Annotated in this window: 21 protein-coding genes and 1 other RNA gene; 2 read left to right on the top strand and 20 right to left on the bottom strand. The window is 56.5% G+C overall.

Annotated features, from left to right (window positions below; translation table 11 throughout):
• Window positions 1–30 precede the first annotated feature (30 nt).
• Both secA and IE156_RS07535 read right to left on the bottom strand, forming a co-directional pair.
• Window positions 31–2,760 carry a preprotein translocase subunit SecA gene (gene secA, locus IE156_RS07540; protein ID WP_189391912.1) on the bottom strand — a complete coding sequence of 910 codons (2,730 nt, stop codon included), beginning with the start codon at window positions 2,758–2,760 and terminating at the stop codon, window positions 31–33.
• A 119-nt stretch (window positions 2,761–2,879) separates the two neighbouring features.
• Entirely contained in the window at window positions 2,880–3,812 is a 933-nt protein-coding gene (locus IE156_RS07535; RefSeq protein ID WP_189391911.1) for a M23 family metallopeptidase, read from the bottom strand.
• 18 nt (window positions 3,813–3,830) lie between these two features.
• Between IE156_RS07535 and IE156_RS07530 the strand changes: the two genes are divergently transcribed.
• Entirely contained in the window at window positions 3,831–4,313 is a 483-nt protein-coding gene (locus IE156_RS07530) for a DciA family protein (protein ID WP_229841097.1), read from the top strand.
• Window positions 4,314–4,346: 33 nt separating this feature from the next.
• Here the strand turns inward: IE156_RS07530 and lpxC are convergent, their stop codons facing one another.
• From lpxC to rnpB, 16 genes are all read right to left on the bottom strand, one after another.
• Window positions 4,347–5,270, bottom strand: coding sequence for a UDP-3-O-acyl-N-acetylglucosamine deacetylase (lpxC, locus tag IE156_RS07525; protein WP_189391909.1), 924 nt, complete (start codon window positions 5,268–5,270; stop codon window positions 4,347–4,349).
• A gap of 211 nt (window positions 5,271–5,481) precedes the next feature.
• A complete protein-coding gene (ftsZ, locus tag IE156_RS07520; protein ID WP_189391908.1) occupies window positions 5,482–6,648 on the bottom strand; it encodes a cell division protein FtsZ in 1,167 nt (388 codons plus the stop codon).
• A 171-nt stretch (window positions 6,649–6,819) separates the two neighbouring features.
• Complete coding sequence (gene ftsA, locus IE156_RS07515) at window positions 6,820–8,046, bottom strand: cell division protein FtsA (protein WP_189391907.1); 1,227 nt, start codon at window positions 8,044–8,046, stop codon at window positions 6,820–6,822.
• A gap of 7 nt (window positions 8,047–8,053) precedes the next feature.
• The gene (locus tag IE156_RS07510; protein ID WP_189391906.1) at window positions 8,054–8,845 is read right to left on the bottom strand and encodes a cell division protein FtsQ/DivIB; all 792 of its coding nucleotides are present in this window, start codon (window positions 8,843–8,845) and stop codon (window positions 8,054–8,056) included.
• 17 nt (window positions 8,846–8,862) lie between these two features.
• Window positions 8,863–9,813 carry a D-alanine--D-alanine ligase gene (locus tag IE156_RS07505; protein ID WP_189391905.1) on the bottom strand — a complete coding sequence of 317 codons (951 nt, stop codon included), beginning with the start codon at window positions 9,811–9,813 and terminating at the stop codon, window positions 8,863–8,865.
• Window positions 9,810–11,216, bottom strand: coding sequence for a UDP-N-acetylmuramate--L-alanine ligase (gene murC, locus IE156_RS07500; RefSeq protein WP_189391904.1), 1,407 nt, complete (start codon window positions 11,214–11,216; stop codon window positions 9,810–9,812). The genes IE156_RS07505 and murC overlap by 4 nt, the downstream gene beginning before the upstream one ends.
• The gene (gene murG / locus IE156_RS07495) at window positions 11,213–12,286 is read right to left on the bottom strand and encodes an undecaprenyldiphospho-muramoylpentapeptide beta-N-acetylglucosaminyltransferase (protein WP_189391903.1); all 1,074 of its coding nucleotides are present in this window, start codon (window positions 12,284–12,286) and stop codon (window positions 11,213–11,215) included. Before murG ends, murC begins: the two co-directional genes overlap by 4 nt.
• Window positions 12,283–13,476 (bottom strand): putative lipid II flippase FtsW, encoded by a 1,194-nt coding sequence (gene ftsW, locus IE156_RS07490; protein ID WP_189391902.1) that lies wholly within the window; start codon window positions 13,474–13,476, stop codon window positions 12,283–12,285. Before ftsW ends, murG begins: the two co-directional genes overlap by 4 nt.
• Window positions 13,473–15,002, bottom strand: a complete 1,530-nt coding sequence (gene murD, locus IE156_RS07485; RefSeq protein ID WP_189391901.1) for a UDP-N-acetylmuramoyl-L-alanine--D-glutamate ligase — start codon at window positions 15,000–15,002, stop codon at window positions 13,473–13,475. Before murD ends, ftsW begins: the two co-directional genes overlap by 4 nt.
• On the bottom strand, window positions 14,999–16,171 hold the full coding sequence (mraY, locus tag IE156_RS07480) for a phospho-N-acetylmuramoyl-pentapeptide-transferase (protein ID WP_189391900.1): 1,173 nt from the start codon (window positions 16,169–16,171) through the stop codon (window positions 14,999–15,001). Before mraY ends, murD begins: the two co-directional genes overlap by 4 nt.
• Window positions 16,161–18,941, bottom strand: coding sequence for a bifunctional UDP-N-acetylmuramoyl-L-alanyl-D-glutamate--2,6-diaminopimelate ligase MurE/UDP-N-acetylmuramoyl-tripeptide--D-alanyl-D-alanine ligase MurF (gene murF / locus IE156_RS07475; RefSeq protein WP_189391899.1), 2,781 nt, complete (start codon window positions 18,939–18,941; stop codon window positions 16,161–16,163). The genes mraY and murF overlap by 11 nt, the downstream gene beginning before the upstream one ends.
• Window positions 18,938–20,677, bottom strand: coding sequence for a peptidoglycan D,D-transpeptidase FtsI family protein (locus IE156_RS07470; protein ID WP_189391898.1), 1,740 nt, complete (start codon window positions 20,675–20,677; stop codon window positions 18,938–18,940). Before IE156_RS07470 ends, murF begins: the two co-directional genes overlap by 4 nt.
• Complete coding sequence (gene ftsL / locus IE156_RS07465; RefSeq protein WP_189391897.1) at window positions 20,674–20,976, bottom strand: cell division protein FtsL; 303 nt, start codon at window positions 20,974–20,976, stop codon at window positions 20,674–20,676. The genes IE156_RS07470 and ftsL overlap by 4 nt, the downstream gene beginning before the upstream one ends.
• Window positions 20,973–22,043 carry a 16S rRNA (cytosine(1402)-N(4))-methyltransferase RsmH gene (gene rsmH, locus IE156_RS07460; protein ID WP_189391896.1) on the bottom strand — a complete coding sequence of 357 codons (1,071 nt, stop codon included), beginning with the start codon at window positions 22,041–22,043 and terminating at the stop codon, window positions 20,973–20,975. The genes ftsL and rsmH overlap by 4 nt, the downstream gene beginning before the upstream one ends.
• A gap of 7 nt (window positions 22,044–22,050) precedes the next feature.
• The gene (gene mraZ, locus IE156_RS07455) at window positions 22,051–22,479 is read right to left on the bottom strand and encodes a division/cell wall cluster transcriptional repressor MraZ (RefSeq protein WP_189392240.1); all 429 of its coding nucleotides are present in this window, start codon (window positions 22,477–22,479) and stop codon (window positions 22,051–22,053) included.
• 288 nt (window positions 22,480–22,767) lie between these two features.
• An RNA gene (gene rnpB, locus IE156_RS07450) (RNase P RNA component class A) lies at window positions 22,768–23,174 on the bottom strand.
• A gap of 65 nt (window positions 23,175–23,239) precedes the next feature.
• Here rnpB and IE156_RS07445 point away from each other — a divergent pair.
• Complete coding sequence (locus IE156_RS07445; RefSeq protein ID WP_189391895.1) at window positions 23,240–25,048, top strand: ATP-binding cassette domain-containing protein; 1,809 nt, start codon at window positions 23,240–23,242, stop codon at window positions 25,046–25,048.
• A 15-nt stretch (window positions 25,049–25,063) separates the two neighbouring features.
• Here the strand turns inward: IE156_RS07445 and yfaE are convergent, their stop codons facing one another.
• Both yfaE and nrdB read right to left on the bottom strand, forming a co-directional pair.
• Window positions 25,064–25,372: a class I ribonucleotide reductase maintenance protein YfaE gene (yfaE, locus tag IE156_RS07440; protein ID WP_189391894.1), complete on the bottom strand. Its 309-nt coding sequence runs from the start codon at window positions 25,370–25,372 to the stop codon at window positions 25,064–25,066.
• Window positions 25,369–26,505 (bottom strand): class Ia ribonucleoside-diphosphate reductase subunit beta, encoded by a 1,137-nt coding sequence (gene nrdB, locus IE156_RS07435; protein ID WP_189391893.1) that lies wholly within the window; start codon window positions 26,503–26,505, stop codon window positions 25,369–25,371. Before nrdB ends, yfaE begins: the two co-directional genes overlap by 4 nt.
• Between the last annotated feature and the right edge of the window lie 13 nt (window positions 26,506–26,518).

The following is a 26,518-nucleotide window of genomic DNA, read 5'->3' as shown; positions in this document are numbered from 1 at the left end:
TGCCTTCAGTGTGGACGGCCCCGATCAGTATCAGGCCAGACGTCCGTGGCACTGCTTGTATTTCTTGCCACTGCCGCATGGGCAAGGGTCATTACGACCCACGCGCGGCACATCACCATTCGCAGCTTCGTCCAGACCAGGATCTTCGCCACTCAAGGCAGCGTCATAGTCCGAATGATGGAAACGAATATTGGTATTTGCAGGCGGCGTATCCACTGCCACTTCCTCTGTCTGCTCCGGTGTCTGGATGCGAACCGTCATCAAAACCTTGATCACTTCGTCACGCACACGGTCCAGCATGTCGGAGAACAGTTCGAACGCCTCACGCTTGTATTCCTGCTTGGGGTCTTTCTGAGCGTAACCGCGCAAATGAATACCCTGGCGCAGGTGATCTAAAGCCTGCAAGTGACCACGCCACTGCGTATCAATGGACTGCAAGAGCACGGAACGCTCGAAATTACCCCAGTTCGGTTGACCGACTTGTTCGATCTTGGCTTGCATCAAACGCTGGGATTCGTCGATAACACGATCATGCAAATCGTCGTCAGTCAGATTGGATTCCTGCTCCAGCATTTGAGCCAAAGGCAGATCAATCTGGAAAGTGCTTTGCAAAGCGGTGGTCAGGGCCGGGATATCCCACTGCTCTTCCATCGTGTCTTGCGGCACGTATTCGCGGAACAAACGGCTAACCGCGGCTTCGCGCAGGCTGCTGATGGTCTCGGTAATATCGCCCGACTCCAGCACTTCATTACGCTGGGCATAGATCACCTTGCGCTGATCATTGGCCACGTCGTCATACTGCAGCAGCTGTTTGCGAATATCGAAGTTACGGGCTTCAACCTTGCGCTGGGCGGACTCAATCGAACGAGTCACCATACGCGCTTCGATAGGCTCGCCTTCGGGCAAACGCAAACGTTCCATAATGGCGCGTACACGGTCACCGGCAAAGATACGCATCAGCGAATCTTCCAGCGACAAATAGAAGCGCGAGGAACCGGGATCACCCTGACGGCCGGCACGACCACGCAGCTGGTTGTCGATACGGCGGGATTCGTGACGCTCGGTACCAATAATGCGCAAACCACCAGCCTGCTTGACCTGCTGGTTCACAGGTTCCCAAGCAGCACGGATGGCCTGGATTTGGGCTTCTTTTTGCTCGGCAGTCAGCGATTCGTTTTCACGTACCTGTGAAATCTGACGCTCGATGCTGCCACCCAGCACAATGTCCGTACCACGGCCCGCCATATTGGTGGCGATAGTCACGTGACCAGGCATACCTGCTTCAGCCACGATATCGGCTTCGCGAGCGTGTTGCTTGGCGTTCAGCACCTCGTGTTTGACACCCGCAGCGCTCAGGCGCGAGGAGATCAGCTCGGAGTTTTCAATGCTGGTCGTACCCACCAAAACAGGCTGACCCCGTTCGTGGCAGTCCTGAATGTCTTTCAGGATAGCGTTGAATTTTTCGTCATCCGTTTTGAAAACCTGATCGTTTTGGTCTTTACGAGCCAAGGGACGGTTAGGCGGGATGATGACGGTTTCAAGCGTGTAGATTTCCTGGAACTCGTAGGCTTCGGTATCGGCTGTACCCGTCATGCCCGACAGCTTGTCGTACATACGGAAGTAGTTCTGGAACGTGATCGAGGCCAGTGTCTGGTTTTCGTTCTGGATGCGCACGCCTTCTTTGGCTTCCACGGCTTGGTGCAAGCCATCGGACCAACGGCGACCAGCCATCAAACGACCTGTGAATTCGTCCACAATCACCACTTCGCCGTCCTGGACCACGTATTGCTGGTCGCGGAAGAACAGGTTGTGGGCGCGCAGGGCGACCATCATGTGGTGCATCAAAGAAATGTGGCGTGGCTCGTACAGCGACTCGCCTTCAGGCAGCAGACCGATTTCGGTCAGGATCTGCTCGGCGCGTTCGTGCCCGGCTTCGGAAATATGAACCTGCTGGCCTTTCTCGTCGACCCAGAAGTCGCCTTCGGGCTCGGGCTCGTGGGGACGGGGTTCTTGCGTCATGCGGGTCAGCATGGGCGGGACCACGTTCATGCGCACGTACAGCTCGGTATTGTCTTCAGCCTGACCGGAGATGATCAGCGGAGTACGGGCTTCGTCGATCAGGATGGAGTCAACTTCGTCGACAATCGCGTAGGACAAGCTGCGCTGACGGCGATCCTCGGCGCGATATTCCATATTGTCGCGCAGGTAGTCAAAACCAAACTCGTTGTTGGTACCGTACGTGATGTCGGCCTGGTAGGCGGCAATCTTCTCGGCATTGTCTTGCTGGGGAACCACCACACCCACGCTCAGACCCAGGAAGTTGTACAGACGCCCCATCCAGGCGGCGTCACGACGGGCCAGGTAATCGTTGACGGTCACCACATGCACGCCCTTGCCGGACAGCGCATTCAGGTACACGGCCAAGGTGGCGGTCAGGGTTTTACCCTCACCCGTACGCATTTCAGAAATCTTGCCGTTGTGCAAAGCGATGGCACCGAGCATCTGCACGTCAAAGTGGCGCATGCCAAAGACACGGATACCCGCCTCGCGCACCACGGCAAAAGCCTCGGGCAAGAGCGAGTTAAGCGACGCACCATCCTGAACACGTTGGCGCAGCTCCTGCGTCTTGGCGGTCAAGGCCTCGTCGCTCAAGCCCTGGATTGAAGGCTCAAGAGCGTTAATCTGTGCGACCTGCTTACGGTACTGTTTGAGCAATCGGTCGTTACGACTGCCAATAAGCTTTTTCAGCAATGAAACCATTCTTGTGTCGTCAATGTAGGCGAGGCCGCAAGGGCTTGAATTTGTGCCTCGAGCCTATCTCTGGTTAAAAGGAATGCGCAAGCAAACAATCAGTTTAACGCACATGCTGCGGGACGGAACTACTTGTCCGAATCCAATTGCGCGATCTGCTGTTCTACGTACTCACGCGCTGGCAGAAAAAGCTTGGGATCCAGGGCATGTCCGGCCATGCGCACCTCAAAATGCAGGTGCGAGCCTGTGGACTGTCCGGTAGAGCCCACCCGGGCGATCAACTGCCCTTTCTCTACTACGTCGCCTAATTTAACAATGATTGAAGACGCGTGGGCATAGCGGGTGCTCATGCCATTGCCGTGGTTGATCTCCACCAGCTTGCCGTAACCTGTCATATAACGGGCCTCAGACACCACACCGCCGGACGCCGCATAAATAGGCGAGCCTTTGGGAGCGGGAAAATCCAAGCCTTCGTGCAAAGCATGACGACCCGAAATCGGGTGACGACGCCAACCAAAGGAGGAAGCAACCTCGTCATAATCCACCGGACGGTAATTGGGCAGGCGTGCTTCGTTGCCAGTACGCTCGGTCAGCACGGAATCCAGCATCTGGAACCAGTCCTGCTGCTCGGACATCTGTTTGGCCAGGCTGTCCAGTTGCTCACCCAAACGATCAGCGTTCCAGACCAGATCGGCACCATCCATACTGTCCATGACCTCCAGATCCTGCACGGGCATGGAATCCGCCAGTTCAGGATCGGTGTAGGCAATTCCCGCCGCCTTGGCGACACGCTTGCTGACACCATCCATTTCAATCAGCTTGGCCTGCAAACCGCCCACTTTTTCAGCCAGACGAGTCACGTTACTCTGCATTGCTGCTGCCTGGCTTTGGGCCATCCCCGCATCCAGCAGCACGCTGCCACGATCGCCCCAGTGCGACTGCACCAGAGCGCCCGCAGCGGCGGAAACGCCCAGCGATACCAAAGCCACCAAGGCGATCAGCGTACGGCGCACCCCTTTGGCTTTAGCATCTAAGGACGTATAGTCTTTATGTTGATCCACTCTTTCGTAACCTCAAACATGACCTGGAAGCCCCCTTTTACCTCAGCCGCGAAAAAACGCAGTAGCGGGCAAAGCCACGCTTTGGGTTGGCTGGCCAGCGACCAGCAAGGTTCCCAGGTACTGGAAATGGCCCGGCAGCTGATGGCGGCTCAGACCCATGTAAGCAAAGCCCTGCCACCCGCTTTGGGCAAGGCCTGTAAAGTTGCACGTATAGACAGACAGCAATTAACGCTGGCAGTTCCCAGCGCGGCGCATGCAGCCAAGCTGCGTCAGCTTTTGCCTACCGTGATGCGGCAGATGAATGCCGCTGGCTGGAACATTAGCGAGGCGCTGGTCCACGTGCAAGCCCATTTGTTTGCAGCTGTGACAGAAAAGCCCGCACGCCAGGTACAAGTCCTGGACGAGCGGGCCTTGGAATCATTTGAAAAACTGCATGATTCATTGCCACAAGGTCCCTTGGCGGAAGCCATCGAACGCTTGTTGCGTCATCATCGCGGCTAAACAAAACACCAAGATCGGACCCCTAAGCACGTATCAAGCGAATTTCCACTCGCTGGAAAAGGCATGGGGAGCACTGGCGGCAGACTCGAAAGTCACCAGTTCCCAACTATCCTGAGCGGCGAGCAAGGCGCGCGCCAGCTGGTTGTTCAAACCATGCCCGGATTTACACGCCACATAGCGCGCAATCAGGGGCTTGCCAATCAGGTACAAGTCGCCAATCGCATCCAGAATCTTGTGCTTAACGAACTCGTCCTCGTAGCGCAGGCCGTCGCTATTCAGAACTCGGTACTCGTCCATGACGATGGCATTATCCAAGCTGCCGCCACGGGCCAGACCAGCCGCACGCAAAGCTTCCACTTCACTGGCGAACCCAAAGGTGCGCGCACGTGAAATGGTCTTTACATACGAATCCTGCGCAAAATCCACCTCGGCAAAATTGGCTGTTGCATCAATAGCCGGGTGGTGAAAATCGATAGAAAACTGAAGGGCAAAGCCTTCATAGGGCTCCAGACGGGCCCACTTAATGTCCTGCCCTTCTCCTTCGGAGACTTCGATGGGTTTCAGGACACGAATAAACTTCTTGGGGGCTTCTTGCTCTTGCAAGCCCGCCGAACGCAACAAATACACGAAAGTTCCAGCGCTGCCATCCATGATGGGCACTTCTTCGGCCGTCAGGTCCACATGCAGATTATCAATGCCCAAGCCAGCAATGGCCGACATCAAATGCTCTACAGTTGAAACGCGAACATTGTCCTTGATCAGCACAGAAGCCATACGCGTGCCACCGACCTTGTCTGCTTGCGCGGGTAAATCCACGATTTCCGGCAGATCAATGCGGTGAAACACAATACCCGTGTCAGGCGCAGCGGGACGCAGTGTCAGCTCGACACGACGACCGGAATGCAGGCCGACCCCTTTGGTACTGATGACATTTTTAATGGTGCGCTGACGAAGCATGGCTGTTCTTGTATTTGTAAAGTATTGTTCGCAAAGACTATTGTAACCGTAATGCGGGTTATCCACTATACGCTTTTTATAAGCCTACGCGACTGTCAAACGTCAAACACCACGACACAACAAAGCACTTACACCCCCTAAACGCGAACGTTCAGGGGGAGTCGTGGGAGAAATCAAATTGGCGACTCGGGTAATCGCCGAACTTGATTTTTTAATCAGCCTGCTTGCGCAAAAACGCTGGAATGTCGAAGTGATCCATACCGGCGGTCTCCAGGGCACGCACCTGGGCCGAAGCCTGGCTACGTGGATTACGGATCACGGCAGGTACGTCGGCGTTGGCGTAATCCACACCGATGACAGGCATATTATCCGTACCTGTACGTAACACTTCTTCGTTGTTTTGTACCAACTGTGGGCGCGCTTGCTTGCGACCCAGGCCGGTAGCCACAACGGTAACACGCAGGCTGTCGCCCATGGCTTCGTCGTAAGCCGTACCGAAGATAACGGTTGCGTCTTCAGCAGCGTAACCACGGATGGTGTCCATGATTTCGCGGGTTTCGCGCATCTTCAAGGACGCAGACGAAGTAATGTTCACCAGCATGCCACGGGCACCGTGCAGGTCCACACCTTCCAGCAATGGGCAAGCAATGGCACGCTCAGCCGCTTCACGAGCACGGTTCGAGCCAGAAGCCACCGCCGTACCCATCATGGCTTGGCCTTGCTCGCCCATGATGGTTTTCACGTCTTCAAAGTCGACGTTCACGTTACCTTCAACATTGATGATCTCGGCAATACCAGCGCAGGCATTGTGCAAGACATCGTCAGCCGCCTTGAAGCAGTCGGACTGGGTTGCGTCTTCGTCCATCAGGTCGTACAGGTTTTCGTTCAGTACGACGATCAGGGAGTGAACGTGCTTGCTCAGTTCCTCGATTCCTTCTTCGGCCATGCGCAAACGGCGGTTGCCTTCAAAGGTGAACGGCTTGGTGACCACACCGACGGTCAAAATGCCCAGTTCCTTGGCCACTTCAGCCACAACAGGGCTGGCGCCTGTACCCGTGCCACCACCCATACCGGCGGTGATAAACACCATGTTCGCGCCATTCAAGGCAGCGCGGATTTCTTCGCGAGCGGTTTCAGCCGCTGCACGACCTTGGTCAGGCTTGGCACCGGCACCCAGGCCACTGCGACCCAGACGGATCTGAATTGGCGCATCGCTGCTGGCCAGGGCCTGCGAGTCGGTATTGGCGCAAATGAAATCAACGCCCTGAACACCCGAGTGAATCATATGCGTCACAGCATTGCCGCCTGCGCCGCCCACACCCACGACCTTAATGACCGTGCCGCTACCGCTGGTATCTAACATTTCAAAGTTCATCATGATTGACTCCCACTCAAACACTTAATTAGTCAAGTTTCTACGTACTTCCCCGATACAACTGAAATTTGGAATCAGCTCAAAACATCTGCCAACCTAGGGGCTCGCAACCGGTTTGAACTGCCTCCTGGACTGCCCTTGCGGACGGCCCGACCTGAGCGTCTTGCAACGCCCTTAATTCATGAACCATTCCTTCATGCGCGCCATTAAACCTTTGACGCTGCCTTTTTGCTGGGCCACTTTGCGGCCACGAGCGCTTTGCAAACGTGCTTCGGTCAACAGGCCCATCACGGTCGAAAAACGTGGGTTGCGCATAACATCGGCCAAGCTGCCTTCGTAGCTGGGCACGGCAATACGCACGGGTTTCAGGAATACGTCCTCGGCCAGCTCGACGATGCCCGGCAACATGGCCGTACCACCGGTCAGCACGATGCCGGAGGACAGCAGGTCCTCGTAGCCCGATTCGCGCAGACTTTGCTGCACAAAGGTGAACAACTCTTCCACGCGCGGTTCGATCACCGCACCCAAGGCCTGGCGCTTGACCTGGCGGTTGGGGCGATCACCCAGACCGGGCACTTCAATCATTTCTTCTGGATGCGCCAGCGACTGCTTGGCCACGCCAAAGCGCAGCTTGATCTCCTCTGCATCCGGCGTAGGCGTGCGCAACATGGCCGCGATATCACTGGTGATCTGGTCACCCGCGATAGGGATCACGTCGGTGTGACGAATAGCACCGCCGGTGTAAATGGCGATGTCGGTCGTGCCGCCACCGATATCCACCAGCACCACGCCCAATTCTTTTTCGTCTGCAGTCAGGCAGGACAGGCTGGACGCCAGAGGCTGCAAAATCAGATCCTGCACTTCCAGACCACAGCGACGCACGCACTTGACGATGTTCTGCGCAGCGCTGACGGCACCGGTCACAATGTGTACCCGCACTTCCAGGCGCAAACCGCTCATGCCAATGGGCTCGCGGATGTCTTCTTGCGAATCCACAATGAATTCTTGCGTCAGCACGTGCAGCACTTGCTGGTCCGTCGGGATATTCACGGCCTTGGCCGTTTCAATCACCCGCGCAACGTCAGTGGCCGTTACTTCCTTGTCTTTCACCGCCACCATGCCGCTGGAGTTAAAGCTGGTGATGTGGCTACCTGCAATCCCGGTGTAGACCTCACGGATTTTGCAATCCGCCATCAACTCCGCTTCTTCCAAAGCGCGCTGGATGGAATTGACCGTCGTCTCGATATTGACGACTACCCCTTTGCGCATGCCCTGGGATTCGTGCTGGCCCAGACCAAGCACTTCAAACCGGCCTTCCGGCAGCACTTCGGCCACCACCGCAACCACTTTGCTGGTGCCGATGTCCAATGCAACGATCAGGTCTTTGATGTCACGAGTCATATGTTCTTTACTTCACAGGGGTAGATGAAACCGGAGCCAGCGTTATCGCAAAGCCATTCGGGTAACGTAAATCGGCACTTTGCAAAGCGCGGTCGCCAAGCCGCTGCATCAAGGCAGGCCATGCCTGCACAAATCGTTCAATACGGACCGCAAAGGGCAAGGCCCCTTTACGACCGTGCGGGTCTGCAATATCCGCCGCCGGGTCACGGCCCAGGCTTAACTGCATCCCGTTCGACAAAACCACATCCCAGGCGTAGCGCGGGCTCAAGGTCACTTCACTGACCTGCACCTCCAGGGGGCCAAACCAGCGTGCCAATTCGGCATACCGTTGCACCACCAGACGCTCCGAATTGGGAGGGCCACTTAACTGCGGTAAATCCACTTCATCAGGAACCACCGCCTTATTGCCCGAAAATGACTCACCCCAGGTGTTAATCATTTCGTCTTCGTTCCAATAGGCCAGCGGTTGCTGCTCTTCAATCCGTACTGACAGGCTGTTGGGCCAGACGCGCCGGATTTGTGCGCGCCGTACCCAAGGAGCCGTTTCAATCAAGCTGCGCGACTTGTCCAGATCCACCGTAAAAAAGTTACCTTCCAAACGGCCTGCAATCGTGGCCTTCACCCCTTCCGGCGTGACATAGGCCAGGGGCTCACCCTGCGAGGACTCGATCTGGATACGCTCGATATTGAAATAGGGACGACGCACCGCCCAAACCACAACACCGATCACCAATGCCGATACCGCTAGCAAAGCCAGCGTATTGGCGATCAGGTTGGTCAGACGGGCATCGGAAAACATGAACCAGGCTCCACGTTCTATAGGCTACGAGCAATGGCCTGCACTTTGCAGCGGGCCGTTGCCAAAATATTCACGCACAACTGTGCATAGCTTGTGCCCTCCGCTTTGGCCGCCATCGGCACCAAAGAGTGGCTGGTCATACCCGGAGAGGTGTTCATCTCCAGCAGCCAGGGGCGATTTTGTTCATCCAGCATGAAATCGGCACGGCCCCAGCCTTCACAACCCAAGGCGTTAAAAGCACGTACAGACAAGTCCTGGATATGAGCGGTCAACTCGGGCGACAGCTCGGCAGGACAGAAATATTGGGTCTCGTTCGAGTAGTACTTGTGCTCGAAGTCGTAATTGCCCTGGGGCGCGACGATATCGATGACGGGCAAGGCGCGCGCTTGGGCACCCACACCAACAACCGGTACAGTCAGCTCACGACCACGAATGAATTGCTCAGCCAGCACGACCGTGTCGTAATGCATGGCAGTTTCAAAAGCAGCCACGGCCTGGTCAGCGTGGTCAACGCGCACCACACCTACAGTCGAGCCTTCATGGGGCGGCTTCATGATCAGCGGCACACCCAGGCGCTCCACAGCGGCCGCCACCTGACTGACATGATCCAGTTGCGCAAAGCCCGGGGTCGGCAGACCCAAGTGTTGCCACAGGTGCTTGGTCATGATTTTGTCCATGGCCAGGCCAGAGGCCATCACACCACTACCGGTGTAGGGAATGCCCATCCATTCCAGGGCACCTTGCAAGGTGCCGTCTTCGCCATAGCGGCCATGCAAAGCAATAAACACGCGGTCAAAACCGGCCTGAGCCAGTTCGGTCAGCCCTTTCTCGCCCATATCGAACAAATGCGCATCCACGCCCATGCTGCACAGGGCTTCATGCACGCCTGCGCCAGACATCAAGGACACTTCCCGTTCGGCGGACTTGCCGCCGTACAACACGCCGACCCGACCAAAATCCGCTGTCATGCCATTTCTCCCAATTGAGCAGGAATCCGGCTGATGGACCCTGCCCCCATTACCAAGACCACATCGCCGTCACGGACAAAGTCCAGGACGGCTTGTGCCATATCGCTGATTTCGGCCACAAAAATGGGTTCGACCTTGCCAAGCACACGCACGGCGCGGCTCAAGGCACGGCCATCGGCGGCCACAAGGGGAGCCTCGCCAGCGGGATAAACCTCTCCAAGGAGGACCGCATCGGCCTGGCTAAGGACTTGTACGAAATCTTCAAAGCAATCACGAGTGCGTGTGTAGCGATGCGGCTGGAATGCCAGCACAATGCGACGCTCCGGCCAAGCACCACGTGCGGCCGCCAAGGTAGCAGCCATTTCGACAGGATGGTGACCGTAATCGTCAACAACGGTAAATGTGCCGCCGCCATGTTCCTGGGATACCGGGAAGTCACCCACCAAGGAGAAGCGGCGACCCACACCGGTGAACTCGCTCAAACCACGGGCAATGACCTCGTCGCTGATACCTAATTCAGTAGCCACGGCAATCGCTGCCAAGGCATTGAGTACATTGTGTTTTCCGGGCAGATTCAGGCACACGGACAGCAAGGGAAGGTCGCCCGTGACCGATTTGCGCTGCACATCAAAACACATGGTGGTGCCACGGCTTTCGATGTTCACAGCCCGTACCTGGGCATCCGTATCAATGCCGTAAGTCGTGACAGGACGCGATACAAAAGGAATGATTTCGCGCACATTCGCATCGTCGTTGCACACGATGGCGCTGCCGTAAAACGGCAGACGGTGCGTGAAGTCGATGAAGGCGCTTTTCAGTCGGGCTACGTCATGACCATAGGTGTCCATATGGTCTACGTCGATATTGGTGATGATGGCCATCACCGGCAACAAGTTCAGGAAGGAGGCGTCGGACTCGTCGGCTTCCACCACGATGTAATCGCCCTGGCCCAAACGGGCATTGGCACCCGCCGAATTCAGACGACCACCGATCACAAAGGTGGGGTCCAGATCGGCAGCACCTAACAGGCTGGCCACCAGGCTGGTGGTCGTGGTCTTGCCATGCGTACCCGCCACGGCAATACCGCGCTTTAAACGCATTAATTCGGCCAGCATCAGCGCGCGCGGCACCACCGGAATACGGGCAGCGCGAGCGGCCAGCACTTCCGGGTTATCGCCTGCAATCGCGGTCGAGGTCACGATAGCGCCCATTCCAGCCACGTTTTCGGCTTGATGGCCGATCACGATACGAGCGCCCAACTGTTCCAGACGACGGGTCACCGCCGTTTCCTGAATATCGGAGCCACTGATGGCAAAGCCCAGGTTCAGCATGACTTCGGCAATGCCGCTCATGCCCGAGCCGCCTATCCCTACAAAATGAATATGTTGAATGCGGTGTTTCATCCCACCCTCCTTGCCGCCTGCTGACATGCTTCGGCAATCTGCTGCGTGGCATTCAACTGTGCATGTTCTTGCGCGTGGCTGGCCACACGACTTAATTCTTCACGGTTCAGTTCTTGCAACCACTGTGCAAGCCACTGCGCCGTCAACTCCGATTGTTTTTTAAGCCACGCCCCCGAGCATTCGCTCAGGTAACGGGCGTTGGCGGTCTGGTGATCGTCAATGGCATGCGGCAGAGGCACAAACAAAGCCGCCACGCCAATCGCGGCAACTTCAGCAACCGTCATGGCACCGGCGCGGCAAATCAGCACATCGGCCTCTTTCATGGCCTGGGCCATATCGCCAATAAAGGCTTTGCAGTCCGCCTGTACCTGATTGTCTGCGTAGCTTTGCTGCAGGCTTTCCAAATGCTTCTGACCAGACTGATGCGTCACATGCGGACGCTGCTCAGCCGGGATCAATGCCATGGCCTCCGGCACCACTTTATTCAGGGCCGCAGCACCCAGGCTGCCACCCACGACCAGAATACGCAGAGGTCCAGTGCGTTTGGCATAGCGTTCCGCAGCGGGACCTTGACCGACGAAGGCATCGCGCACGGGATTACCGACAGTCACGGCGCCGGGCAAGGCGCCGGGAAAACCGGTCAGCACGCTGGTCGCCATCTTGGCCAGATAACGGTTAGCCGTTCCGGCCACCGCATTTTGCTCATGCACCACCAAGGGACGGCGCGACACAAAGGACATCAGCCCACCTGGAAAGGCGACATAGCCGCCCATACCCAACACCACATCCGGCTTGGCTTCTTGCAGGCAACGATGTGCCTGCCAGCAGGCACTGACCAAAGTGAAGGGTAAAGAGAGCAAGGCCTTCACGCCTTTGCCCCGTAATCCGGAAAAGCGCAGAGGCAGCATTTTAATCCCGTGCTGAGGAACCAAGCTACCTTCCATACGCTCGGGATGACCGAGCCACAACACGTTCCAGCCACGTTGCTGCATGGCTTCTGCCACGGCCAGTCCAGGCATGATGTGCCCGCCTGTGCCGCCAGCCATGATCAGGATAGTTGGGGTGCTCATGTGCGCTTACCTCGCATCATTTGCCGGTTCTCAAAATCAACCCGCAGTAATAAGGCGAACGCCACCAGATTCATCACAATGCCCGAACCGCCGTAACTGACCAAAGGCAAGGTCAGACCCTTGGTAGGCAAAAGACCCAGCACCACACCAATATTGATAAAGGCCTGCACGCCAAACCACAGCGCCACCCCTTGAGCCACGATGCCGCTGAACAAGCGATCCATCGCGCTGGCCTGACGGCCAATATTGAAGCTGCGCCACACCACGAAACCAAAAGTCAGGATCAGGGCGGAGACACCGACAAAGCCCAGTTCTTCACCGATCACCGCCACAATAAAGTCGGTGTGGGCTTCAGGCAGGTAATGCAGTTTTTCCACACTGGAACCCAGGCCTACGCCAAACCATTCACCACGCCCCAAGGCAATCAGTGAATGCGACAGCTGATACGCACTGCCATAGGCGTTGTCAGGATTCCATGGATCCAGATACACAAATAAACGCTCTCGACGCCAAGGCGAGAGCCAGATCAGCAACAGGAAGCTGCTGACCAAAATAGCCAGCAAGGCAGAGAACAACTTGCCGTTGATCCCACCAATAAACAGAATGCCGACAGCAATCGCGACAATCACCATGAAGGCGCCCAGATCCGGCTCCATCAAGAGCAGCACACCGACCAGACCCAATGCCACCGACATGGGCAGAAAGCCGCGTATAAAAGTGTGCAAATGCTGCTGTTTACGCACGGTGTAATCTGCGGCATACAACACCATAGCCAGCTTCATCAGCTCCGAAGGCTGAAAGTTGATGAGGCCCAAGGGCAACCAGCGTCGCGCCCCGTTCACTTCCCGGCCAATGCCGGGAACCAGGACCACAAGCAAAAGCAAAATAGCCAACGCAAACAAGGGCACAGCCAGTTTCTGCCAGACGCGCAAGGGCACGGTGGCGGTAAACATGGCCAGTACGACCCCCACCACGATGAACAAGGCGTGGCGAATCACAAAGTAATAACGACCGTAGCTTTCATAGCGCGGTCCGTCTGCCAAAGCGATTGAGGCCGAATACACCATCAGCAAACCAAACAGGGTCAGCATCAGCGTGGCAGCCAACAAGGGGCGATCAAATGCAGGCAATGCCGTGCGTCCAGGACGTACGGCATTGACACCCGAGGTCAGCTCAGCAAACAGACTCATGCCAGCTCTCCTCTATCCAGGGCCATTTCGGTCACCGCCGCCACAAAGCACATGCCGCGATGGTGATAGCTTTTGAACATATCCATACTGGCGCAGGCTGGAGACAGCAAGACCACATCGCCCGAACGCGCCTGTTCGGCGGCAGCCTGCACGGCAGCTTCCAAGCCATCGCAGAAACGATGGCGCACATCATGAGCCTGCAAGACAGCTGCAATCTGCTCAGCATCCTGTCCAATCAACAACACTTCGGCCACATTCTGGGTGGCGGCGACTGCCAGAGGCTCAAAATCCTGGCCTTTGCCCAGCCCACCGGCAATCAACCAGACGCGCTGATCAAAACCACGTAAGGCAGCCACTGTCGCACCGACATTGGTGCCCTTGCTATCGTCCAGATACTGCACACCGTCCAGCACTCGAACCAATTCCACGCGATGCGGTTCGCCGTGGTAGGTACGCAGGCCATTCAACAATTCGGCCCAGCCCAAACCCAGGCAGCGGGCCAGCAATAGAGCTGCCTGTGCATTCAAGGCGTTGTGACGACCCTTGATTTGCAAGGCCTCAACGGGCATCAGGCGTTTCAAGCCCCCCTTGCCACGCAGGGCAGGAGCAGCGGGCACATTACGTTTTTTCAGTCCTGTAGCAGGCAGTTCAAAGTCGGTAGGCTCATTAGCCACCAGCCACTGCATGCCACCGTCCGTCAGCAAGCCCATATCGCCCAGCAAAGCGGGTTTATCCAAGCCAAAGCTGCGCACCGACTCCTGGCTGGCATCGGGGACCATGGCCATCACGGCGGGATCGTCACGATTGACCAGTGCCACATCGCACATGCCGTACATACGTTGCTTGGACTGGACATAGGCATCCATGCCGCCGTGCCAGTCCAGGTGATCCTGCGAGATATTCAGTACAACACCGGCATCGGCCTGCAAGGTGAACGTGCTATCTAACTGAAAGCTGGACAGCTCCAGCACCCAGACTTGGGGCAAGGCATTGTTTTCCAATGCGTCGCACAAGGCGGTCAATGCGGCTGGGCTGATATTGCCCACGGCCAGCGCCGACACACCGGATTGTTCCAGCAAGTGGCGAGTCATGGCGGTGACCGTAGTCTTGCCATTGGTACCCGTAATCGCTACGACGCGGCTTTCATGGCCTTGCTCAGACAGATCTTTCAAGGCCCGAGCAAACAGCTCGATCTCGCCAATGACTTCGATGCCTTGTTCACGGGCCTGGGCAAGAAAAGCACCCAGATCCGGATCCAAAGGCGACAGGCCGGGACTAATCACCAAGGTATGGACATCAGTCAGGCTATCGGCCTGCAAAGCACTCTGACCCAGACGCACATCCAAGCGCGAACTGCTTAGCGCCTGAATCTTGTCCAGACCCTGTACCTGTTCACGCGTATCCGCCAAACGAATGCTGGCCCCCTGAGCCAAAGACCAACGAGCCGCAGCAAAGCCTGTCTCGCCTAACCCAAGGATAAGCATGAGACCGTCTTGACGGATCGAAGGAAAACTCAAGGCATTCATCGCAGTTTCAATGTAGATAAGCCGACCATGACCAGCATCATGGTGATGATCCAGAAACGAACCACCACCTGTGTTTCTTTCCAGCCGCTGACTTCAAAGTGATGATGCAGCGGGGCCATGCGAAATATTCGTCTTCCCTGGCCGTAACGTCTCTTGGTGTACTTGAACCAGGTCACCTGCAACATGACCGACAAGGTTTCCACTACAAACACGCCGCCCATAATGAACAGCACGATTTCCTGGCGAACGATCACGGCGATCGTGCCCAGCGCACCACCCAAGGCCAAGGCACCTACGTCACCCATGAACACTTGGGCGGGGTACGCGTTGAACCAAAGAAAAGCCAGACCGGCACCGGCGATGGCGGCACAGATCACCATCAGCTCGCCCGCGCCGGGAATATAGGGAAACAAGAGGTATTTGGAGTAGTCCACTCGACCAACCACATAGGCAAAAATGCCCAGTGCGGCACCCACCAGAACGGTAGGCATAATGGCCAGCCCGTCCAGACCATCAGTCAGGTTGACGGCATTACTGGAACCCACAATGACCGCCCAGGTCAGGACCACAAAGCCCAACACACCCAAGGGGTAGCTGACGGACTTGAAGAAAGGCACGATCAGGTCAGCCTGTGTAGGCAGCGGCATCGTGAAGCCGCTCAAGACCCATTCTTTGAACAAAGGCCACAACTCTGTATTGGCCGGTACCGAAACGGCAAAGCTCAGGTAAACCGCAGCAACCATACCGATCAAGGCTTGCCAGAAAAATTTCTGACGCGAAGACATGCCTTCTGGATCGCGGTTGACGACCTTCTTGTAGTCGTCTGCCCAGCCAATCCAACCAAAACCGAAAGTCACCAACAGGACAACCCAGACAAAACGATTGGTCCAGTCAGCCCACAACAAGGTACTGATACCAATAGAGATCAGGATCAACACACCACCCATGGTGGGCGTGCCGTTCTTCTGCAAATGTGATTCTGGGCCATAAGCACGCACAGCCTGGCCGATCTTCAGTTCGGTCAGTTTGCGAATCACCCAGGGACCTGCCAGCAAGCCAATCGCCAGCGCCGTAGCGCTGGCCAAAATGGCACGCAACGTAATGTACTCAAACACCCCAAAGGCGCGAACATGATCGTCCGATAGCCAGCGCGCCAGTTCAAGAAGCATGAGTGGCCCCTTCGTCGTGAGAGAAGTGACTTTCCAAGGCGGCGACAACGCGCTCCATACGAGCGCTGCGCGAACCTTTGATCAGCACATGGGAGGGTTCCAGAGCCAGCAGATAGGCAACCATGTCCTCCAGAGTCTCGAACTGATGCGCACGCGCACCAAAGGCCTGGGCAGCATGGCTGGCATCGCCACCCAAAGTCAGCAATTCATCCATGCCACGCTCTTTGGCGTATGCACCGACCTCAGCGTGCAATTCGGAACTGTTATTACCAATCTCGGCCATATTGCCCAGCACCAGGACCTTGCGGCCTTTCAGCTGCGCCAGCACATCAATGGCAGCACGCACCGAATCGGGGTTGGCGTTATAGGTATCGTCAATCAGCTGGTAGCCCGAGGACAATTGCTTGGGCTGCATACGACCCGTCACGGGGCGAAAGCTCTCCAGGCCCTGCACGATGGCTGTCAATGGTGCGCCAGCGGCATGGGCACACGCAGCGGCAGCCAAGGCATTGCGCAGATTGTGAATACCGGGGCTGCTCAACGTCAGGGAGGCAGACTGGCCCGCCACGTGCAGCACGAAGCGGGTCTGTGCAGGCTCGACAAACATATCGGCAGCAAACACATCCTCCTGACCGCTCAGGCCAAACCGCAGCACGGAACGCGCACCCGCCTGTTCGGCCCACATGGCGCTAAACGCATCATCTTCAGGAATAACCAGTGCGCCATCTTGCGGCAACACCTCAATTACCGCACCGTTTTCACGCGCCACCGCTTCCACGCTGTGCATGAATTCCTGATGTTCGCGCTGGGCATTATTGATCAGAGCAATCGTGGGGCGCGCTATGGACGCCAGTACGGCAATTTCACCGGGATGATTCATACCCATTTCCAGCACGGCCGCTTTATGCTCGGAGCTCAAGCGCAGAACGGACAAAGGGACGCCCAGATCGTTATTCAGATTACCGCGGGTTGCCAGGCTTTCCGCGTCGCCCAACCAGGCGCGCAAGATAGCGGCAATCATTTCTTTAGTGGTGGTCTTGCCGTTGCTGCCAGTCACACCGATAACAGGAATATCAAAGCGCGAGCGCCATTCTGTAGCCAGAGTCATCAAGGCGCGGCGGGTATCACCCAGCACGATTTGCGGCAGATCCACTTCCTTGTCACGCTGCGCAACAATCGCGGCAAGCGCACCCTGCTCTTTCGCTTTTGCCAGATAGCGGTGACCGTCAAACTGCTCGCCGCTCAAGGCCAGGAACAAATCACTTTTAGTCAGGCTACGGGAGTCCGTGCTCAAGCGCACGCCACGCAGCCACAGCAAGGCGGCTTTAGCCCAGTCGGAATCATCAAAAACGGAGCGTTCGCCCTGCACTTCCTGATAGGTTTCGTGACCTTTACCGGCCAGCAGGACAATATCGTCAGGGCTTGCGGCCCAGACAGAAGACAGAATGGCGCGAGCGCGATCCATTTGCACGGCAGGCGCGGCAGGCATGCCAGCCACAATCTGGCGAATAATGTCGGCAGGGTCTTCAAAACGGGGGTTGTCTGTCGTCACCAACACGCTGTCGGCCAGACGTGCCGCCACTTCACCCATGATGGGGCGCTTGGTCGTATCGCGATTACCGCCGCAACCAAATACACAAATCAGCTTGCCGCCACGCACCGTGGCAACGTCACGCAAAGCTTGCAAGGCTCGCTCCAGCGCATCGGCAGTATGTGCGTAGTCCACCACCACCAAAGGCAAGGGCTGCTGACGACCGGAGGTGCTGCTGGGCGTCACAATTTGCAAACGGCCAGGGACAGATTCCAGCTTGTCCATGATGCGGGCAATCTTGGAGACGGGCCAACCTACTTCTTGCAGCACACCGGCCACCAGCAAGAGATTGGCGACGTTATGCTCACCCAGCAGGTGAGTCAGAATCTGCGCCGTACCATGAGCGGTGACTAGATTGAACACCTGACCATCGGCACCGGTGTGTACGTCCTGCGCCAGCAGATCCACGTCTGGCCGGCTCATGGAATAGGAAATCACGCGAGCAGCCAGACCGGCCTGCATCAATTCGAGGCCAGTTGCATCATCGGCATTCAGTACGACACTACGCAAACCCGGCCAGCTGAACAGGCGCAACTTGGCCTGTTTGTATTCTTCCATGCTGTGGTGGTAGTCCAGATGGTCATGCGTCAGGTTAGTGAAGCCAGCAATATCAATGCGAACTCCGTCCAGACGACCTTGTTCCAGACCAATCGAAGAGGCTTCCAGCGCCACTGCGTTGCCACCCTGAGCACGGATCGCAGCCAGGCTGCGATGTACTGTCAGCACGTCAGGCGTTGTCAGAACACCACCCAGGTTGGAGCCATCGGGCAATGTCACGCCCAAGGTTCCGATTGTGCCGCAAGGCACTTGGGAGTGATTCAAGGCCGAAGAAACCCACTGCACTGTCGAAGTCTTGCCATTGGTGCCTGTTACGGCCACCACAGTCATGGCCTCGGAAGGACGACCCCACCATTCGTGAGCAACTTCACCCAACAAGGCGCTCAGATTCGGTACCTGCAAGACGGGTACGCCGGGATCAAGGGCTTGATCGCCCTGCTCGCGCACAATCGCAACAGCACCTTGCTGCACAGCCTGAACTTCATACTCACGGCCATCACCCTGATGACCACGGCAGGCAAAAAATGCATCGCCCGCCTTGATCTGGCGGGAATCCAAACACAGATTAGCCGTGGGCGCTATATGCTGCGCCAGCCACTCCAATATTGCTGCGGCGTTCATCGTACACTCTCCGCACCGGGGCCAACGGCCACCAGCGAATCTATGGGCGCATCAGGCTGGACGCCTAGGCGTCGCAAGCTCCGGGCCACAATTTCTGAAAAAATCGGCGCGGCAATACGCCCGCCGTAATAATTGGAACTATGTGGTTCGTCAATCGTGACGGCCACCACAATGCGTGGATCAGAGACGGGCGCGAAGCCAACGAACGAGCCGCGATACAGGGATTTGCTGTAACGGCCATCCACAATCTTGCGGGCCGTACCGCTCTTGCCAGCCACGCGATACCCTTGAACTTGGGCCAAACGGGCACCGGCCGGACCTGCCGCGGCTTCCAGCATGGCACGCAGTTCAGCCGCTACTTTGGGGGTATATACCTGGACGCTGGCGGGCTTGCCTTCACGCTTGAGCAAGGTCATGGAGACCATATCGCCATTACGCGCAAACGCCGTATAGGCGTGGGCAATTTGCAGCAGGGAAACCGACAGACCGTAACCATAAGACATGGTGGCGCGCTCGATGGGACGCCAGCGCTCCCAAGGACGCAGCCGCCCACTGGCAATGCCAGGGAAGTCTGCCTGCGGAGAACGTCCAAATCCCAGCTCGGTAAATTTGTTCCACATTTCCTGCGAGGTCAGGCGCTCGGAAATCATGGTCATGCCAATATTGCTGGAACGACGCAAAATGCCAGCCGCGTCCAGCATGCCGTTGTTGCGGCTAACGTCGCTGATCACACTACCCTGATAGCGATACTGACCATTACCTGTATTGAACTGAGTAGCGGTAGTGATGCGGTTGATATCCAGCGCCAGACCGACTGTGAACGGCTTCATGATGGAGCCGGGTTCAAAGGTGTCGGTCAGGGCACGGTTACGCAGCGAAGGGCCCTTGCGATCGTCGCGGTCGTTAGGGTTATAGGTAGGCAAATTGACCAGAGCCAGAATTTCCCCGGTCTTTACATCCATAACCACAGCAGCGGCGGCATTGGCCTTGACGTCTTCCATTCCTTTTTTCAGGGCGGTGTAGGCGTCAAACTGCAAGCCGGCATCAATGGACAGGTGTAAATCCTGGCCGTGGGTAGGCGGGACAATAGCGCGTACGTCTTCCACCACACGGCCCAAACGATCACGAATCACGCGACGCGAACCGGGCGTACCCGACAGGGCCGAATTGAAAGCCAGCTCAATCCCTTCAATACCCTGGTCTTCAATATTCGTGAAACCCACGATGTGCGCCATCACATCCCCTTCGGGATAAAAACGGCGCATTTCTTCCTGTTGGTGAATACCGGGGATTTTCAGTTCGGCAATCTGGGCCGCCACATCGACGTCCACTTGTCGTTTGATATAGACGAAGTTGCGGTCCTCGACGGACAGGCGGCGATCGATATCGGGCTGGCTCATGCCCAGCAGCTTGGCCAACTGGCCGATCTGCTCGGGCTTGGCGTTGCGAGCGTCGTCGGGAATGGCCCAAATCGCCTTGACCGGCACACTGGAAGCCAGCACCACGGAGCCACTACGATCAAACACCTTGCCACGCATGGGCGGCAGCACCTGGGTGCGCTCGTAACGGCGTTCGCCTTGTTGCTGCAAAAACTCGGTCGACAAGCCCTGCAAGTACAAAGCCTTGACGATCAAAGCGCCAAAGCCCAGGAACAAGAGGACCAGAACCAAACGCGAACGCCAGAATGGAATCTGGACGCTCAAAACAGGATTGTCGTGGTAGCCGAATCGTTTCATGGCCGCCCCCCGGGCTGCGCCAGGTTCGAGCTGAGCTCACCACCCTGTACATAAAGCGTACGGTCCGGGGAGCCCAGAACCAGCTTCAATTCATTACGACCAATATCATCAACACGGGCGTTGCGAGCCAGCTCGGCACGCTCCAGTTGCAAACGACGCCAATCCGTATCCAGTTCACCCGCTTTGGTGACCAGACGATCGGTTTGCACAAACAGCTCGCGCGCTTGATAGCGCGCCGTCACCAAAGAGATGGCCGAAAGCATCAACACCAAAGAGAGGGTGATGACAAGGCGCATCATCGGCGACCTCGCTTGCCAGCAGGCTGTCGGCTATAGGCGGCCTGTTGCAGCAGACGCTCGCTGGCGCTGCGCATCCAGTCCTGAGGGATAGGGGTTTCGGTGCGTTGCACCACCCGCAAGACCGCCGAGCGGGCTCGGGGGTTATCGCTGGACTCCTCATCGGTGGGCAAAATTCTGCCCAAAGACTGCACCAGAGGCTGGGGCATATCTTTTTCGAGAATAGGTAGACGTGACTGTTCCTGCGCGGGACGCGCAGCTGCATTCATAAACTGTTTGACCATGCGGTCCTCCAGCGAATGAAATGCAATCACCGCAAGCCTGCCCTGAGTCGCCAATCGACTCAGAATTGACGGAAGCGCGTACGCGAGCTCTTCGAGCTCACGATTGAGGTAAATCCGTATAGCCTGGAAGGTCCTGGTTGCCGGATGTTGACCCTTTTCGCGCGTGCGGACGACACCGGCGACGAGCTCGGCGAGATCACGCGTTGTATGTAGCGGGCGGGATTGGCGGCGATCAACAATCGCCTTTGCAATCTGGAAAGCAAACCGTTCTTCGCCATATTCTGCAATGACCTCCTTTAAAACTTCTACGCTGACTTCGGCCAGCCACTGTTCAGCGGTTAAGCCACCGCTGGTATCCATGCGCATGTCCAGGGGACCTTCGCGCATAAATGAGAAACCTCGTTCTGCGTCATCGATTTGCGGCGAGGAAATACCCAAATCCATCATGACGCCTTGCAATGGCCCGACATCCAGCTCGTCCAGAGCCTGGGCCAGGTCACCAAAACCACTATGCACAACCGTGACACGACTATCTTGTGCAGCCAGTTCTTGAGCCACCGCGATGGCCTGGGGGTCCTTGTCGATCACAATCAGGCGCCCCTGGGGGCTTAGGTGTGACAACAAAAGGCGGCTGTGCCCCCCGCGACCAAAGGTGCAATCGACGTAAACGCCGTCGGCCAAACCCTTGATTTCAGGATTTTGAGCCCAACGCCGGGCCTCAAAGGACGGATCCACGAGGGCCGCCACCGTAGGCTCCAGCAGCACGGATCGATGTACCAGCGTCATGACTTACTCAGAAAGAAAAAGTGTCGAATACGTCTGTGGAGTTTTCTGCCAGATCCTGGGCCTGTCGGCGTTCCAGTTCCTGTGCATTCCACAGCTCAAAATGGGTGGCCATACCCAACAGCATGGCATCGCGCTCCAGGCCAACTGCGGTTCGCAGTTCGGGCGCGATCAATATCCGACCAGCGGAGTCCAGATCAACATCCTGAGCACTGCCCAGCAGCAGGCGTTGCAAGAAACGGGCACTCATGGGAAAGCGGGCAATTTGTTCGCGCTTTTCTTCCCACACACTGCGCGGATACACCAGCAAACAGCCGTCGGGATGGCGAGTGAGGGTCAAGCGGCCTTGTTCCTGCTGCGAAAGCGCGTCACGGTGCCGAGTCGGAATGGACATCCGACCCTTGGCATCTAATGTGAGTGCGCTGCTGCCTTGGAACACTTTTTCCCCCACTTTTTTACACTATTTCCTACTTTTCCCCACTCTACGGGGGAAAGCCTTTGCGGTCAAGGCAGCGGTTGCAATTTTTTCAATCACAACAAGCACTTAGCGCACTATGCTAGAAGTGGCCAAAAAAAAATACCTTGTGAAATCAAGAAATTGCGGGGCGCATTAAAAGTGAATTGTTATAAAAATGCGCACAAGCGACTCTTGCCAAGGATTCAACATCCTTAACAATTGCTTTCAAATGTACGAAATAGGTGCAATTTGTGGCGAATGCCACTAGAAGTGTGAGACAGGCCTATAGGCCGGATTCTGTATGCCAGCGGGAACCCGCTGGCCGGCAATCATTCCTCTGGACCGACCATTGCTGGCCGGTTCTAGCTACCTACCCGCATACTAAGACGAGCCGCCTATCGGCTAAAAAGCCTGCGTATGCCTATTTGGTATTGCTCCGGGTAGAGGTTACCGCGTTTCACCCCACAGCACTTTGCACCGAAGTGCAAGAAAACACGGAAGTAGCCGTATTTGTGCCTGCTTGCGCAAGCCCTTGCTGTGGTCTCGTCTCTGTGGCCCTAGTCCTCGGCTTATCTGGCGTGATGCCAGCCTTGCCGGACGGCTGTTAGCCGCTACCCTGCTCTATGGAGTCCGGACCTTCCTCGATACTGACGTACCGCGACTGCCCAGCCTGCCTCACAGATGCATTGTAACCTGCGACAATAGAGAAATTCGCAGGACGCGCTGTTTTATCTGGAGTCTTATGTCCAACAATCTGATTTCCCTGACCGATGTGCAGTTGGCATTCGGCCACCATGCTTTGCTCGACCACGCCGATCTGGTCATCCAAAGAAACGAACGTATCGGTCTGATCGGGCGCAATGGTGCTGGCAAATCGTCGCTATTGAAAATTCTGGATCAACGTCAGACTCCCGACGATGGTCAGGTTAAACGACTGGGCGGGCTGAAAATTGCCACCGTCGAACAAGAACCCGAGCTGGACCCCGAAGTCAGCATTTACGATTTGCTGTGTGGTGATTTCACTGAAACCGAGGACTGGCAACGCCCCGCCCGCGTCAACGCCTTGATGGACAAGCTGGGGCTGGACCCCGACGCCCTGACCGGCAGCCTGTCAGGCGGTCAGCGCAAACGCGTTGCGCTGGCCAATGCTCTGGTAGAGGAACCCGACCTGCTCCTGCTGGACGAGCCTACCAACCACCTGGACTTTGACGGCATTCTTTGGCTGGAACAACTGCTGCTGGATTTTCGCGGCAGCGCCATGATCATTACCCATGACCGCCGTTTTCTGGACGTGGTCACCACCCGCATTATCGAACTGGATCGTGGGAAACTCTTCAGTTTCCCCGGCAACTTCACCCAGTGGCAGGAACGTAAAGCCGAGTTTCTGGAAGCAGAAAAACAACACAATGCCAAATTCGACAAGTTCCTGGCTCAGGAAGAAGTATGGATTCGCAAGGGTGTGCAGGCACGTCGTACTCGTGACGAAGGCCGGGTACGACGCCTGGAACAATTGCGCCGCGACCGTGCCGAGCGACGTGACCGCTCGGGCGACGTCAAATTCGCCATTTCCGAAGGTCAACGCTCCGGCAAGCTGGTCGCCGAACTGCAAGATGTCAGCCACGGCTTCGATGACCGTGTACTGATCAAGGATTTCTCCACCGTGCTCATGCGTGGTGACCGTATCGGTCTAATCGGCCATAACGGCGCAGGCAAAACCACTTTGCTGCGTATCATGCTGGGCCTGCAGGAGCCCAAGTCCGGTACCGTGCGCCACGGCACCAAGCTCAATATTGGCTATTTCGATCAGATGCGCAGTCGTCTGGACGAAAACGCTACGCTGGCCGACACCATTAGTCCCGGTAGCGAGTGGGTAGAAATTGGTACTCAGCGCAAGCACATCATGAGCTACCTGGAGGACTTCCTGTTCCCGGCAGCCCGCGCGCACTCCCCCGTACGTACATTGTCCGGGGGTGAGCGCGCCCGTTTGGCATTGGCGCGCATGTTTGCCCAGCCCACTAACGTATTAGTGCTGGACGAGCCCACCAACGACCTAGATATTGAAACGCTGGAACTACTGGAAGACCTGATTCAGGACTACACCGGCACCGTGCTGCTGGTCAGCCACGACCGAACCTTCCTGGATAACGTAGTCACTCAGGTGATTGCGGCGGAAGGCGACGGCTTCTGGGGTGAATATGTAGGCGGCTACGACGAGTGGCTGTCACAGCGCCCACAAGCCAAAGCGGGGAAATCGGCCGCGAGCACCTCTGGCGCTGCCGCCAAACCTGCCGCCGACCGCAACAGCAAAGTCGTGAAGACAGTCCGCCTGGCGCCATGGGAAGAGAAGGAACTGGAAGCTCTGCCCGAGAAAATTGCAGCCATAGAAAGCCAGCAGGCCACACTGGCCGATCAGCTAAGCGCACCAGATCTATATAAAGACGGCTCCAGCCGAGCTGACGAGATCAACAGCCAACTGGATCAGCTTAATAAAGATCTGGAGCAGCTGTTTGAGCGCTGGGAAAAGCTGGAAGAAAAACGCCTGGCCAGTTAATGGCAGGCTAGAGGATCAAGAGCTCAGCCCTGAAAAGCTGAGCTGATCCGCGCTTTCCTCTTGGGCATTGGAAATGCGCTGACAATCAACAGCGATAGGTTCTGTCACCGTGCAGCAGCACGGTAGAACCTCGCCCGGAGCCACATAGGCCAGAGGCTGCTCTTTATAAGTGACTTGCCCATAGACAAGAGGGATGCGGCAGGAGCCGCAATAGCCGCTCCTGCATTGGTACTCGACCTGGTGGCCGGTGCGCTCCAACCCTTCCAACAAGGTCTCACTGTCCAGCAACTGAAATTGGGTATCAGTTGTCCGGACTAGACTCATAGCTCAATACCGTCGAAGTCGCCAGCCGACACGGCCGAATCGATCTGGCCGACCAGGTAAGAGCTCAGTTCCACCTCTTGAGGCGCCACTTGTACGGTGTCCGAAGACAACCAGGTGTTGATCCAAGGAATGGGATTGTGTTTGACAGACTCAAACGCAGGTTTGAGGCCCACAGCACCCATACGGATATTGGTGATGTATTCCACGTACTGGCCCAGGATGTCTTTATTCAGACCAATCATGGAACCGTCGCGGAACAGGTAGTCTGCCCATTGCTTTTCCTGTTCAGCAGCGTCTTTGAACATATCAAAGCAAACAGACTCCAGCTCGCGAGCGATCTGGGCGAACTCAGGATCATCGTTACCGGAACGCATGATATTGATGATGTGCTGCGTTCCTGTCAGGTGCAGCGCTTCATCACGCGCGATCAGACGAATAATCTTGGCATTACCTTCCATCAGCTTGCGCTCGGCAAAAGCGAAGGAGCAGGCAAAGCTGACGTAAAAGCGGATGGCCTCAAGAATATTGACGCTCATCATGCACAGATACAGCTTTTTCTTGAGCTCGTAGACGCTCACAGTACGGGTTTCACCGTTGATCTGGTGCTCGCCCGCGCCCAACTGGGCATACAGCATGGTGTCGGTGATCAGCTCATCGTAGTACGAGGAAATGTCAGCAGCACGCAGCTGAATGTTTTCGTTGCGCACGATATCGTCAAAAATGACGGATGGATCATTGGCAATATTGCGAATGATGTGCGTGTACGAGCGCGAGTGAATCGTCTCGGAAAAAGCCCAGGTTTCAATCCAGGTTTCCAGCTCTGGAATCGAGACCAGAGGCAGGAAAGCCACGTTGGGGCTGCGGCCCTGAATGGAGTCCAGCAAGGTCTGGTACTTCAGATTGCTGATGAAAATATGCTTTTCGTGGTCAGGCAGGTTCTGGTAGTCGATCCGGTCCTGGGTGATATCTACTTCTTCTGGACGCCAGAAGAAGGACAGCTGCTTTTCAATCAGCTTTTCAAAAATCGGATATTTTTGCTGGTCGTAGCGAGCCACGTTAACCGGCTGCCCAAAGAACATCGGTTCTTTGAGCTGGTCGTTATCCGTTTTAGAAAAAGTACTATAGGTAGTCATGATGCTATTTACC

It is taken from the genome of Alcaligenes pakistanensis, from assembly GCF_014652815.1.
In the GTDB taxonomy this organism is placed as follows: Bacteria; Pseudomonadota; Gammaproteobacteria; order Burkholderiales; family Burkholderiaceae_B; genus Alcaligenes; species Alcaligenes pakistanensis.
Note: the sequence above shows the minus strand (reverse complement) of the source record. Positions and strands in the feature narration are given on the sequence as shown.